At 50.9% G+C, this 12,216-nt stretch carries 12 protein-coding genes; 8 read left to right on the forward strand and 4 right to left on the reverse strand.

Annotation, left to right across the window (positions count from 1 at the left end):
- Positions 1 to 156: 156 nt before the first annotated feature.
- Positions 157 to 2,133, forward strand: coding sequence for an AMP-binding protein (locus ACZ5GQ_RS06255; RefSeq protein WP_498856302.1), 1,977 nt, complete (start codon positions 157 to 159; stop codon positions 2,131 to 2,133).
- 23 nt (positions 2,134 to 2,156) lie between these two features.
- On the opposite strand, the gene ACZ5GQ_RS06260 is transcribed toward ACZ5GQ_RS06255, so the two are convergent.
- Positions 2,157 to 2,801, reverse strand: coding sequence for a hypothetical protein (locus ACZ5GQ_RS06260; protein ID WP_498856303.1), 645 nt, complete (start codon positions 2,799 to 2,801; stop codon positions 2,157 to 2,159).
- Positions 2,802 to 3,027: 226 nt separating this feature from the next.
- Here ACZ5GQ_RS06260 and ACZ5GQ_RS06265 point away from each other — a divergent pair, with 226 nt between their 5' ends.
- Positions 3,028 to 3,255, forward strand: coding sequence for a hypothetical protein (locus ACZ5GQ_RS06265; protein WP_498856304.1), 228 nt, complete (start codon positions 3,028 to 3,030; stop codon positions 3,253 to 3,255).
- A 105-nt stretch (positions 3,256 to 3,360) separates the two neighbouring features.
- On the opposite strand, the gene ACZ5GQ_RS06270 is transcribed toward ACZ5GQ_RS06265, so the two are convergent.
- Positions 3,361 to 3,837, reverse strand: a complete 477-nt coding sequence (locus ACZ5GQ_RS06270; protein WP_498856305.1) for a MogA/MoaB family molybdenum cofactor biosynthesis protein — start codon at positions 3,835 to 3,837, stop codon at positions 3,361 to 3,363.
- Between the two features lie 72 nt (positions 3,838 to 3,909).
- Between ACZ5GQ_RS06270 and ACZ5GQ_RS06275 the strand changes: the two genes are divergently transcribed.
- From ACZ5GQ_RS06275 to ACZ5GQ_RS06290, 4 genes are all read left to right on the forward strand, one after another.
- Positions 3,910 to 4,734, forward strand: a complete 825-nt coding sequence (locus ACZ5GQ_RS06275; RefSeq protein WP_498856306.1) for a nucleoside phosphorylase-I family protein — start codon at positions 3,910 to 3,912, stop codon at positions 4,732 to 4,734.
- A gap of 130 nt (positions 4,735 to 4,864) precedes the next feature.
- Positions 4,865 to 5,572 (forward strand): hypothetical protein, encoded by a 708-nt coding sequence (locus tag ACZ5GQ_RS06280; protein ID WP_498856307.1) that lies wholly within the window; start codon positions 4,865 to 4,867, stop codon positions 5,570 to 5,572.
- Between the two features lie 8 nt (positions 5,573 to 5,580).
- Positions 5,581 to 5,940: a peptidyl-tRNA hydrolase Pth2 gene (pth2, locus tag ACZ5GQ_RS06285; RefSeq protein WP_498857386.1), complete on the forward strand. Its 360-nt coding sequence runs from the start codon at positions 5,581 to 5,583 to the stop codon at positions 5,938 to 5,940.
- Positions 5,941 to 5,996: 56 nt separating this feature from the next.
- Positions 5,997 to 6,731 (forward strand): MBL fold metallo-hydrolase, encoded by a 735-nt coding sequence (locus ACZ5GQ_RS06290; RefSeq protein WP_498856308.1) that lies wholly within the window; start codon positions 5,997 to 5,999, stop codon positions 6,729 to 6,731.
- Positions 6,732 to 6,809: 78 nt separating this feature from the next.
- On the opposite strand, the gene speD is transcribed toward ACZ5GQ_RS06290, so the two are convergent.
- A complete protein-coding gene (gene speD, locus ACZ5GQ_RS06295; protein WP_498856309.1) occupies positions 6,810 to 7,259 on the reverse strand; it encodes an adenosylmethionine decarboxylase in 450 nt (149 codons plus the stop codon).
- Positions 7,260 to 7,503: 244 nt separating this feature from the next.
- Between speD and trxA the strand changes: the two genes are divergently transcribed.
- Both trxA and ACZ5GQ_RS06305 read left to right on the forward strand, forming a co-directional pair.
- Positions 7,504 to 7,953 (forward strand): thioredoxin family protein, encoded by a 450-nt coding sequence (gene trxA, locus ACZ5GQ_RS06300; RefSeq protein WP_498856310.1) that lies wholly within the window; start codon positions 7,504 to 7,506, stop codon positions 7,951 to 7,953.
- Positions 7,932 to 8,576, forward strand: coding sequence for a hypothetical protein (locus ACZ5GQ_RS06305; RefSeq protein WP_498856311.1), 645 nt, complete (start codon positions 7,932 to 7,934; stop codon positions 8,574 to 8,576). The genes trxA and ACZ5GQ_RS06305 overlap by 22 nt, the downstream gene beginning before the upstream one ends.
- Before the next feature lie 59 nt (positions 8,577 to 8,635).
- On the opposite strand, the gene ACZ5GQ_RS06310 is transcribed toward ACZ5GQ_RS06305, so the two are convergent.
- A complete protein-coding gene (locus ACZ5GQ_RS06310) occupies positions 8,636 to 12,097 on the reverse strand; it encodes a S53 family peptidase (RefSeq protein WP_498856312.1) in 3,462 nt (1,153 codons plus the stop codon).
- Between the last annotated feature and the right edge of the window lie 119 nt (positions 12,098 to 12,216).

Raw genomic sequence — 12,216 nt, forward strand, 5'->3', positions numbered from 1 at the left:
CGGGCAATAAGACTCGCAGTTCAAGGCTAATCCCATAGCTGTCCTAGCTAAAATAAAAAGAGAAAAGCCTAGTAGAGATTAGTGCGACCTTAGATATATACATTGATGTATGCCTATTTTTAAGCCAATCCCACAAATAAGGGAATAGGTAAGAACATGTCTGCAGAAGGCTTTGGAGGCAAGCCTATACTTATACCTCCCCAGGTCTCCTACCTTAAGTCCCTCGCCGAGAAAGATCCGGTCGCCTTCTGGGACTCTATAGCCAGAGAGGAGACTAACATTATCTACTGGAAGAAGCTATGGGACAAGACATTCGAGTGGGAACCTGGAAAGCCTTATAAGTGGTTCGTTGGCGGCGTGACCAATGCGGAGTACAGTCACATAGATTTTCCCGTGGAGAAAGGCTTTGGCAATAAGGCCATATACATCTATGAGAACGCAGAGCTAGGCATAACAAAGGTTTATACATTTGCTCAGTACAGATCCATGGTGCTAAAGTACGCAGCTGCTATGAGGGCCCTTGGCATTAGGAAGGGCGACAGGGTGCTTCTCTACATGCCCACAAGGGTTGAGGCTATAGCTGTGCTGCACGCTGCCGCTAGGATAGGCGCCATAGCGTCTTCAGTATATGCCGGCTTCTCGGCCGGTAGCCTAAGGGATCGTATAATATTGACTGGCGCAAAGACGGTCTTTACTCAGGACTTCAACATGAGGAGGGGTAAGCTAATAGATTTAAAGGGAGTCGTAGACGAGGCCCTAAAGTCTATTGAAAAATCGCCCGTAGAGAAGGTCGTGGTTTTCAGGTCAGAGTACACTGAGAAGGAGGCACCCATGACCAGGAGCCGCGACCTCTACTTTGATGAGTTCCTTGATATGAGCAAGCAGGGCTCCCCAGACGTCGAGTGGCTCGAGTCCAATGAGCCCTTATTAATAACGCCTACGTCGGGAACAACGGCTAAGCCTAAACCAGTAGTTCACAAACATGGGCCGTTCCAGGTTCACGTGGTCACTATGGGTAGGTGGGTTTACGACCTTAGGCCTGAGGACACCTGGTTCATAACCAGCGACGTGGGCTGGCAGGCTGGAGTCAGCTATATGGTGTGGGGCGTGCCTATATTTGGCGCAACCAGCATAGTATATGATGGCACGCCCGATTATCCGAGGCCAGACATGTGGTGGGATGTCATAGAGCGTAACGGCGTCACTAAGCTTTGGATATCACCAACCGGCATCAGGCTGCTCGCTAAGTACGGCACCGAGTACGCTAAGAAGCACGATCTGTCAAGCCTGAAGGTGGTGTTCAGCGCAGGCGAGCCGCTAAACCCTGAGCCGCTCCGTTGGCTCATGTATGATGTGCTTGAAGGCAGAGTTCCAGTTATAGATCATTACTGGCAGACAGAGACAGGAGGCCCTGTAGTTGGCAACCCATACGGCATCCAGATGATACCAATAAAGCCAGGCAGCGCGGGCATACCGCTGCCTGGGATAGTGGGATATGTAGCCAACGAGGAGACGGGGCAGCCCGCTAAGCCCGGTGAGAAGGGGGTCTTTGTAATAAAGCACCCGTTCCCTGGCTACACGTCTGAGCTGTGGCAGGACTACCAGTGGTACCTCAAGTCATACTGGGAGGCGAGGCCCCAGCTTAAGGGCCTCATCTACTCAGGCGACGCCGCTATGGTTGACGAGGACGGCTACATATGGTTCCTCGGAAGAGCTGACGATGTAATTAAGATATCCGCGCACCGCATAGGGACCTTTGAGCTCGAGAGCGCATTGGTCTCCCATCCAGCAGTGGCCGAGGCGGCAGTGATAGGGGTACCCGATCCCACCAGAGGCCAGGTGGCGGTGGGCTTCGTGGTGCTTAAGGAGGGCTACAAGCCCAGCGAGGAGTTAAAGAAAGAGCTTATAGAGCATGTAAAGAAGGTGTATGGCCCTATAGCGGTCTTCAAGACTATAGAGATTGTCAAGGCCCTTCCAAAGACGAGAAGCGGAAAGATAATGAGGAGGGTCATAAGGGCTGTGTATCTCAACGAGCCCCTTGGAGACCTCTCAACGTTAGAGGACGAGAGCGAGGTGGACGAGATAAGAAAGGCCATAGAACAGTTCAGGGAGGCTATGAAGGAGAGCAGCTAAGGCGCACTCAATAATCTTTAATCTTAACTCTCCTTTATGAGACTTAGCGGCAGGGGCTCCTTTGTAGGTTTGACTATTAGCACAAGGAACACTATGGAAAGTCCAAGGAAGAAGAACGCCACGTGAGGGTTGAGCGGCCATATGGCGGTAGCCATGGACTCAAGTACATAAGGCATTAAATTATACCTCCTTGCAGAGGGCCACCTTAATATAACCGGTAACATGAGGGGCGCGTGAATAAGGACGAACATAACTAATACACCAAGTGCTAGCAGGTGTATGAGCACGAGCGTAGGCACGTTGAGGCCTAGACCCCTTAGGAGGGTCGCAAGGCCGGTGGTTACAAGAAATGCGGCTGAGAACGCATGTCCATCAACGAAGTATAGCTCCCCGGCCCGGGCAACGGGGCTCTTAGACGCCTTACTGATAGCCATGAACTTTCGCAGCTTAGTTAGTCCCAGAGCTGGCAGCGAGACTATATCCGTTAAGCCCGATATTATAAGGAAGAGCCTGAAGCCTCCCATGAAGAGGCTTACAGCCTCCACTACCAGCAGCAGCTCCAGCAGCAATCCCCACGCAAGGTTTTGTCTCTCTTCAAAGGTAGCCGGCAGCGAATGATAAGTTACAGCATAAATAGCGCCGAGGCCTAGGAGTGTAAACAAGACCATAGCTACATGGAAAACTGACGACCTCCACAGCACAAGCGTAGACCCGCTAACGAGAAACGAAGTCCCCAAAATAAGGTAGGAAGCCTTAACGTCGCTTCTTAGGTTTGTCAGCGCCGCGCCCCAAATGGGCGAGATAGAAAAAATAATCATGGAAAGCCCAAGATAAAGATAAGACTTAAGTGCTAAGGTCATAACTGACGCAATTAAAACTAGCCATTCAGCAGCGATGGAGAACAGTAGCCAGGCGTACGCCTTAGCCGACGCCCTTAGGCCTGAGACAACGTATGGGCCAGAGACCGCAGTGATGAGAAGCGGCACGACCAAGTTAAACATTATGACTCCGTGCAGGATCTCTAAGCCCATCGTGACTACGTACAGAGAGACTAAGAGCCCTGCTATCATGCAGTATACTAATGTTCTCGAGCTAGATTGTAGGACCTTTAAGAGCCTCTGATATTGCAATTCAGGTCCCAGACCTTTGCTGTTTAGCTCATAGCCTAAAAACTAGCATAGCCTTAAAAGGTAAAGGTTCATCAGGGAGCCGTCCAACATCTAACGTTTAGTGGTGAGGCTCCCCATGTATCTGCTCCACGGCATGATTGACTATAGGCATAAGTATATCAAGGGCTATGCCCATAGCAGAGGGGCTTCCCGGCACGACAACCACAAGTGAGTGGCCTACCACGAAGGCCGACGCCCTGGTAAGTATGACGCCAGAGCCCACGCTATCGAGGCTCTTTAACCTGAACAGCTCGCCAAAGCCTGGCAGCTCCTTAGATGCCAACCCCTTAACTACGTCATAGGATATATCCTTAGGTGAGGGCCCTGTGCCGCCGCTAACTAGGACTACGTCTGTGCGCGACGCAGCATCGAGAATGGCCGATTTGATAGCATCGGGGCTATTCGGTACTATTACGCTATAGAGTAGCGGGTGGCCCTCCCTTGCAAGCCTCTCCTTGACTAGCGGAGTCACTTCGTCAGTCTTCTCACCTTTGTACACACGGTCACTGGTAACCACGAGGCTAAAGCTCACCATAACGACCTCCCAGCCCAGAGTCCTTTGTTAAACTTAAAATGTTAATTCATACATCCGCAGAGGGGCTTTGAAATGATGGAGATAATCTCGCCTCCAGGGATAAGGGCACAAGTTGGCGTCATAGGTGGCTCAGGCCTTTATGAGGCTGGGATACTAAACAGTCCGGTCGAGGTTAAGGTAAACACGCCGTACGGCGAGCCAAGTGATTACATAACGGTAGGGGAGGTGGCCGGGGTCAAGGTGGCCTTCCTGCCGAGGCACGGGAGGGGACATAGGTACCCGCCTCACATGGTTAATTACAGAGCGAACATATGGGCCTTGAAGGCCCTTGGGGTTAAGTGGGTCATAAGTGTCTCTGCAGTTGGCAGCCTGAGGGAGGAGATGAAGCCGGGGGATATAGTGCTGCCAGAGCAGTTCATAGACATGACTAAGGGCAGGAGGTACACTTTCTTCGATGGCCCAGTGACGGTTCATGTCAGCATGGCTGACCCGTTCTGTAAGCACCTGGTTGACGAGCTTTACAACAGTGCACTGAGGCTTGGCTACAGGGTACACAGGGGTGCCACCTACGTATGTATAGAGGGCCCTCGCTTCTCAACCAGAGCGGAGAGCAGGGTCTGGAGGGATGTGTTTAAGGCCGACATTATAGGCATGACTCTCGTGCCCGAGGTTAACTTAGCCTGCGAGGCGGAGCTCTGCTACGCCACACTTGCAACCGTAACCGATTATGACGTCTGGGCGGAGCACCCTGTGACCGCCGCGGAAGTGGCGAGGGTAATGGAGGAGAACACCGAGAAGGCGAGAAAGATACTATATGACGTAATACCTCGCTTAGCGGGCTCACCTGACGAGTCGCGCTGTAGTTGCTGCAGGGCGCTTCAAAATGCGATACAGTGAGCTTGAGCCTCAGGTTAGGAATTCCATAGAGGCTGCCAAGAGACTTTTAAAACCCAAGATTGTAGATGGGGCTCTTCTTATATCCTCTTATAGTGCGCTTCCTGCGGCAAAGTCTCTGTATATTTCTATGTTGTCATCAGGTTTAAACGTAACTTTAGCAGGTCCCACCGAGGCCTCAACACTCATAATGCCGTACAGGGATGTAAGCGAGGTCTTGGTGTTTTCCCTGGGGCCCAAGGACGGCAGGGCTGTGAGGGCAGCCGAAGAGGCGGCTCTCATGGGCATAACCACCTACTTTATTGCCCCTCAGCTGGACGACGTGCTAGAGGCTGCGTTATCTAGGCATGAGGAGATCAATAGGGTGTTGCTACCCTCTCAGGCGCCGCTCTTGACTATGATAGTTGCCTCAGCGCTGTGGTCCTCAGAAATGAAGGGGCCTAGGGGCAACAGGCTAAAGGCCGAGGTGGCCGACGTCAGCTCCTCATTCTTGTGGTCAAATGAAAAGTACGGGCAACAGGCCGAGGAGATTTCAAAGTTTCAAAAATTTACGACTGTTTATGGGCCTATCATGGAGCCCAGCGCTAGGTACCTCTGTAGCGTGGCAACAGACAGATGCGAGGCTATGCTGCTGCTTGACGAGGCCACATCATTTAGCAGGGTCACAGGCCCCGTAGTAGAGATTGTAAGCAGTGTAGAGGAGCACGATTATAAGGATGTGGAGCTTTCTATGAGGCTGGCTAACCTAAAGATAGTCAAGCTCCTGTTTAACGTAGATCCCGTTACAGCTAATCTTTATGCCTCAATGGTGGCAGTCCTAGTAGGGGGTAGGGTCATTTGACTCAGGATATGAAACAGGCCATAGTTATTAGAAGGGACCTCCAAATGGGAAAAGGCAAGGCGGCAGCCCAGGCGGCTCATGCGGCCTGCGAGGCCGTGCTCCTAATAATTAGGAGCAACAATTCTGAGTGGTCCCATTGGTTAGATGCATGGTTATCCCAGGGGCAGAAGAAGGTAGTGCTCAGGGTAGAAAGTGAAAGCGAGCTAGGCAGGGTCTATGAAGAAGCTAGAGCGGCTGGCCTGCCGACGTCCATAATAGAGGATGCTGGCCTCACTCAGCTACCTCCTGGAACTAGGACCGCCGTGGCCATAGGCCCTGCGCCGGCTGAGCTTGTTGATAAAATAACTGGAAAGCTCAAGCTATACTGATGTTAATGTCACATAGACATAAACGGCTTGAGGCCTTCTATAAAAGTGGGATCCCTGTGGAATCAGTACCTTGGCTTAGGATAGCTTTGCTTGTCGACCAACAGGCAAGACCTCCTTTTGTAGCTGAGTACGGGCTCTCTTTATTTATTGAGACTGAGGAGTGGAAAGGGATCTTCGACGCTGGGCAGAGCCCTCAGGTGCTTCACAAGAACTCCGAGCTCATAGGTATAGGAAGTAAGTCCTTAGACTTTGCGGTCATTTCGCACGAGCACATGGATCACGTGGGAGGCCTTTCAGCTCTTAAGCAGCTGCTTAAGGATAACGCCCCAGTGTATATGCCGGCCGGCGTTAATTGGCGGTTACTTAAGAGCGCTGAGGACCTGGGACTTAACGTTAAGAAGTTAATAGCTGGAACCAGGATAGCTAAGGCAGCCATTGTAACACCACAGCAGTACGGCCCTCCCTACGAGCATTCCCTTGTAGTAAATCTCGATGGCAATAATGCGGTAAGCTTCCTAGGGTGTTCTCACCCTGGTCCGTCACGTATGATAAGCAAGGTCTTGTACGACCTCTCTTTGACGCCATACGCCGTAGTGGGCGGCCTTCATTTGGCCTGGGCCCCTCAAGAAAAGGTGAGGCTGGAGGCCGAAGCATTGAAAACGCTTGGGGTCAAGGTTCTCATACCGCTTCACTGTAGTGGCGATGCAATTAGGTTAGAATCATCAAAGCTAGGTATGAAGGTTTTACAAGTTTCCGTTGGAGACAAGGTGGTCTTACCCCTAGACCTATGACCTTATTGGCGGCTAAGGCAAATTATTGTAGATAAAATATTTCAATTATTTTAAGTTTTAGAAAACCTTCAGCGGCAGCTAGGAGGTAACTGCAACGCTTTTGCTCTCTTTTTTACGTACAACTATGACGGGACTTGAGGCTGGGAACTGAGTTCTGTCGGCATAGTTATAGGTATAGTACTCAGGCTTTAGCCTTTCAACTATAACTTCAAACGCTTTCTCAGGCTTTGTGTGTTCGCCGCAAGTGTAGGCATCAACGGTTGCGTAGCGATACTCCGTCCAGGTGTGTACTACAATATGGCTCTCATTTACTAGCGCTATTACAGAGACTCCTCCCTTGTGGCCTCCTATCTTCCAGCTCATTATCTCTATCAGTGTGGCGTTAGCGGCTTTAACAGCGTCAAGCACGGCCTGACGCACTAGGTTTTCATCGTCAGCTATCTCCGGCGGTATACCATATAGACTTCCAAAAACATGCTTACCTACTATGTAGTCCCTTGAGACCTCTGTACTAGGGCTACTTGACACTTTTCAGTTCATGCCCTCCTCAGGGCCTGGTACCTTTTAATCAAGTGTGCCTAATAAGCTATTCTGCAGGAGTAGAGAGGTAACAGATGTGGATTTAGGCTATTAAAAATACTGAGCTTATAATCTTTCTTTTCTTTCTCTTTTCTGTTTTTGTCATTTCAGAAATTAAAAAATCTTTCATATAATATATTAAGCAACTCTTTTTAATTCCAGCTTAACATTATAAACTTTTTGGGCTTGAAGTATGCCAGCAGAGAATGATGATGAGGAGCTCAGGAGAATTCTTCAGAAGAAGAAGGAGGAGCTTCTAGCTAAGCTTTCCTCTCAGAACTCTGAAAGCGGTTCCAGCAACAGCGGCGGCAGCCAGGAGCCTCCAGTGACGGAGCTTAACGACTCTACATTTGAAGAGTTCATAGCCTCCCACAGAGCAGTGGTAGTTGACTTCTGGGCCCCTTGGTGCGCACCATGCTTCCTCGTGGCACCAATAATAGATGACCTAGCCCTTCAGCACAAGGACATAGCTTTTGCTAGAGTAAATGCAGACGCAAGCCCAGAGACCGCTTCTAAATATTATGTAATGAGCCTGCCAACAATAATGTTCTTCTTGGATGGACAGGAAGTTGACAGGGTCGTTGGCGCAGTTCCTGAGGAGGTGCTGGAGGAGAGGGTACAATGGCTAGAGTCAAAGCTTTGATGCTAGGGATAGACTCGCTTACATACAAGTACTTTATGAAATGTAACGCCAGGAACCTCCTGACGCTGCTAGACACGACCTTTAGGGGGGTCACTGAGAACGCCACTGTCCAGAACCCCCCATCGGCTTGGCTCACAGTGCTTACCGGCAAAGAAACGCATGTACAGGGCTTTCTTACCTCCGTGCCTGAGATCCCCTTGCTCACGGAAACTAGCGCTACCATAATCAACATACCTTTAACGAACCCAACTTATGGTAAGCCAAGCTTCTCAATGGATGCCTCAGTAAATGCCGAAGAGGAAATTAACGCCGTACGTGACGCAATACTCGAATCTTTAGAGTCAGGTCCTGTCATAGCCGCCATAACGGCTTTGGAGAGAGTATCTAAACCTGATGTATGTTCGCTGTATGCAGCCATAGATGCGGCCGTGAGGAAAGTTGTACTAGAGGCTGACGAGTTTATACTGTTCTCGCCCTATGGCCCTAAGTACCAGGACAGGTACGACCCATATGGAGTTTATCTTGCTAGCAGGCCAAGACCCAACGAGCATGAGACGGTAAAGCTGTGGGAAATAGCTCAGATATTTAGATCTATGGTCAAGGGTTCAGCTTCATACTTTTGAGAATAAATAAAAATAAATAAAAGTATTAAAAAGTCCTTTTCCTATAGGAAAGGTCTACCTCATCGTAGCTTTCTTCCTGCCGCAATGCCCACCAATAGTGCTACGGTAACGCTTACTATTACATAATATGCTATAGGCGCGGATGATTGCGCGGGCTTTGTTGCAGCGCTCTGGGCGACCCTAATGGCATCCATTAGGTTAACCATGTTAGCCTCGGCTGCTCCCTGTAAGCCTTGTACGTTAACTGGGCTGGTCAACAAGGTGGCTGCTGAGGGTTCTACTACCCTAGAGTTCTCTATATTACCTGTCACCATTGATGATAGCGCTGAGATCTCCTCGGCCGAGTGGGACTCTACGTATGTCAGTAGTCCCTCGCCGTCTGCGGGCGCTGCAAATGGTGAGATAGTTATGTTGTAGCTGATGGGGTACAGGTTCACGGCGTCGTCGCTCTCACCGCTGACCACTAAGGTCCACGGACCTGCCAGGCTGTAGAGCCCTTCACCTACATAGGGCGGCAAGAGATATGAGGTGTAAACTGATGGAACATACACCTTTCCGGCCCACATTCCTAGAGAGCTGTTGTACTGAAGAGGTATGCCGACCTCAAACCCTAACAACATTAAGTTATAGAGGTCCTGAGTTGGCACAAGCGTAGCGAGGAATGTTCCCTGAGTGACCGGGGTTCCATTGGGGTAATCTATGGAGACATATACATTTAGCCACACGCCCTCTATGGAGTACGCTGCAGCTATTATATTACCGCTAAGCTGCGTCGAGCCCACGTAGAATGACTGGTTGAAGTAGCCAAAGAGCGGCCCAGTGCTTGTATTCTCCTCACTGACGAAGACAGCGTCGTACCATCCTGGAGGCATGTTATTTGGCACAACAAAGTACCCTATCTGGTAGTAGAGTAGCGGCGAGGGCGCTGGTTGTAAGGGCACCTGGGCAACTAGGGTCCCGTTGAGGTTGTAGATGTTTACGAACACATTGCTGGTGAAATAACCGTACCCAAATGGGTTAGAGACCATGGCCAGGAATATTAATACCTGGCCCGGCGAGACGCTGGGGGTGCCATCGTTGAGAGGAGTAATGACGTAGGCCTCTACGATCTGCTCTCCAAAGTAAACGTACTCATAGGCGTCGCCGTCCACGGCTCCGTTGGCAGCGGTTGTGTAGATGTACATAATGTAGGCGCCCTGCGGCTCTGGGTAAGGCAGTAGGGCTGTGCCCTCGTAAAGGCCTGGGTACTCCGTTACGTTAACAGGCAGCAGTGTAGCATTGAAGTAATTAATGCCATCATGATAGAAGGCGGCTGTGATCGAAGGCGAGGTAACTGGAGTTCCGTTGGGGTATGTGGCATAGACCTCTATCTGGAAAGGCTCGTTAACCGCTATAGCGGGCGCGTATGGATAGGGTGTGGGCGCTATGATCGTTATACCTGTGCCTATGTAAACATCGGTGGCGCCGGTGCCGCTCACGCCCGCAGAGGTGCCATTAACTACTACTGTCCACACGTTGGGTGGTAGCCCAGGCTTGACGTAGACTTTCCCTACCCAGTAAGTGCCGTTGAACTGTAGCGGAACCTCCTCGCCAAGCCCCTTAGTGGTAAAGACGTAGGCGTTGAACGTTCCACTGGTCGCTGGTGTTCCATTAGGGTAGTATATGGCCGCCACTACCTCAAAGGTTGAGTTGTAGAAATACCACGAGTACTCGGCCCCAGGCTCATAAGTAGTCACTGCTATCTTCAGCGATGGGAAGTGCATCAGTTCATACCTGATAGCATATGCCAGCAGGCCAGCGTTCGGAGAGCCGAGCCCTGTGACCAGGTTATAGCCGGCGCGAGCCAGGTATTTGCCGTTGTAGCCGAAAGTTATCTGGTGGAAGGCCATATCGTATAGAGTCTTATTCTTATAGATGTCGTAGAGTAGCGGATTAATGAGGCCCAGCTTTATTCCAAGGTAACCGTCTATGTCAGCAGTTATGCCGGCCCAGAGGGGTGAGGCTAGGCTGGTGCCGCCGATAACTATCATCTGTCCAGTTACTACCTCAACAAAGCCCGTGTACGGGTTGGCGTCTGCAGCAACGTCAGGCGTTGTCCTGAACGTACCGTTAACGACGCCGTACTGGTACCAAGGCTTGGGGAAGAAGGTTGAGAAACCTCCAGTCGAGGCCACTTCGCTGAAGCCGTAGAGCGGGCTCACCGACCAGGCGGTCTCATAGCCGTAGGTGCCAGTAGAGTTGAGGAACTCTATGGAGCCAGAGGTCACGTTGACATAGAGGGTAGTGCCTCCTACAGCTGTCACAAAAGGTGACGAGGACGGGAACAGCACAGCTCCGTAAGTTGTGGGGGTAGCGTCGAAGGCGCCTTCGTCGCCTGAGGAGGCAAAGAAGCTTATGCCCTCGGCAGTTCCAAGGGCAAAGTAGTAGTCAGCGAATGGGTAGTTCAATATGAAGGCTGGGTACGTGGTGTAAACGCCCGACTCAGCAAACAGGTTCTCAGGCGCTCCCCAGCTCATGGAGACCACGTCAGCAAGGTCTGTGCTTACGACGTAATCTATGGCCTCAAAGAGCGCATTTCCATTGTTGGAGGCTATCACCAGGTATATATGGGCTAAGGGGGCCATGCTCTGCGCTGCCTCAACATCTAGGGCAGTCTCTATGTACCAGCCCGTCTGCAGGCCAAGTGATGGGTGGTAGGGCCCTATAGGTATGACCGTGAGGTTCGCTGGCGGCAGGTTAAATAGCTGGTCAAACTCTGCCACGTCCTGGTAGATCAAGGGGTCACCGTAGGCGTCTATTATGGCTATTGATGCGCCCTGGCTATAGGGAATTAGGTTCGTCACATTATACGCGCCCTCAAAGTCGGCCGGCGTGTAGTAAGTATACGACGACGCTACCTGTAAAGGCGCCGGCAGGCTTGAGTTCGCTGGTATGAACGTGTAGTGACTTATCTTGCCAGCAATGACGTACTGCGGTTTAAACGTGGTTCTGTTGGTGAGACCCAGTATTAGCGTTCCTTGGAGCGTCTCCGGTATTCTGGGCATACCTGCGGGCGCATAGTAGACCTCGCCGTCAGGTCCCTTGTAAAGCTCCAGCTGGACTCCGAACACCTTTTCAACTACGGAGGCCGGCGCTTGGACCATCAAGGAGAGCCTGTCAGGGCTTATATAAGTCACTGTGAAGCCGTTATCTTCAAGGAAGTTTCTGATGTTATCGAACTCCTGCTGCGGAGGCGCGAAGAGCTGAAGAACCTCACTCCTTGACAGGGGCTTAGCCTGGTGCTCGGCAACCTCCTGGGCTATTAGCATTAGCTCGTTGAGGTTTCTTGGCGGTATGAGCACTGATAGGCTCACTGGGTAATCGGGGTTGAGAGGCCCTATAGCGCTGCCGTTAAGTTGAGGTCCGTAGTAGGTTGCATTAGGTTCAAGGGCTCTGGCTGCAGGGGTTCGGGGCATCACTGATATAAATGAGATCAACATCAGTAGGAGTATAGCTAAGCCCAGCAGATTCCTTTCCCTCATAAGGCCACACCCTTTAGGTGTCTGGTATCAGAAACGTCTACAGCAGTATTTAAGATTATGTTAAAATAGTGTTCTCAGCAAAAATAAATGGCCTACTAATGACCTACTGCAGCGTGCTG

The organism is Caldococcus noboribetus, from assembly GCF_055389385.1.

What these genes read in the sequence shown, in the direction of transcription:
- ACZ5GQ_RS06255 (WP_498856302.1), top strand. Translation starts at nt 157, where the DNA reads ATGTCTGCAGAAGGCTTTGGAGGCAAGCCTATACTTATACCTCCCCAG.
- ACZ5GQ_RS06260 (WP_498856303.1), bottom strand. Translation starts at nt 2,801, where the DNA reads ATGGTCTTGTTTACACTCCTAGGCCTCGGCGCTATTTATGCTGTAACT.
- ACZ5GQ_RS06265 (WP_498856304.1), top strand. Translation starts at nt 3,028, where the DNA reads ATGGAGAACAGTAGCCAGGCGTACGCCTTAGCCGACGCCCTTAGGCCT.
- ACZ5GQ_RS06270 (WP_498856305.1), bottom strand. Translation starts at nt 3,837, where the DNA reads ATGGTGAGCTTTAGCCTCGTGGTTACCAGTGACCGTGTGTACAAAGGT.
- ACZ5GQ_RS06275 (WP_498856306.1), top strand. Translation starts at nt 3,910, where the DNA reads ATGATGGAGATAATCTCGCCTCCAGGGATAAGGGCACAAGTTGGCGTC.
- pth2 (WP_498857386.1), top strand. Translation starts at nt 5,581, where the DNA reads ATGAAACAGGCCATAGTTATTAGAAGGGACCTCCAAATGGGAAAAGGC.
- trxA (WP_498856310.1), top strand. Translation starts at nt 7,504, where the DNA reads ATGCCAGCAGAGAATGATGATGAGGAGCTCAGGAGAATTCTTCAGAAG.
- ACZ5GQ_RS06305 (WP_498856311.1), top strand. Translation starts at nt 7,932, where the DNA reads ATGGCTAGAGTCAAAGCTTTGATGCTAGGGATAGACTCGCTTACATAC.
- ACZ5GQ_RS06310 (WP_498856312.1), bottom strand. Translation starts at nt 12,097, where the DNA reads ATGAGGGAAAGGAATCTGCTGGGCTTAGCTATACTCCTACTGATGTTG.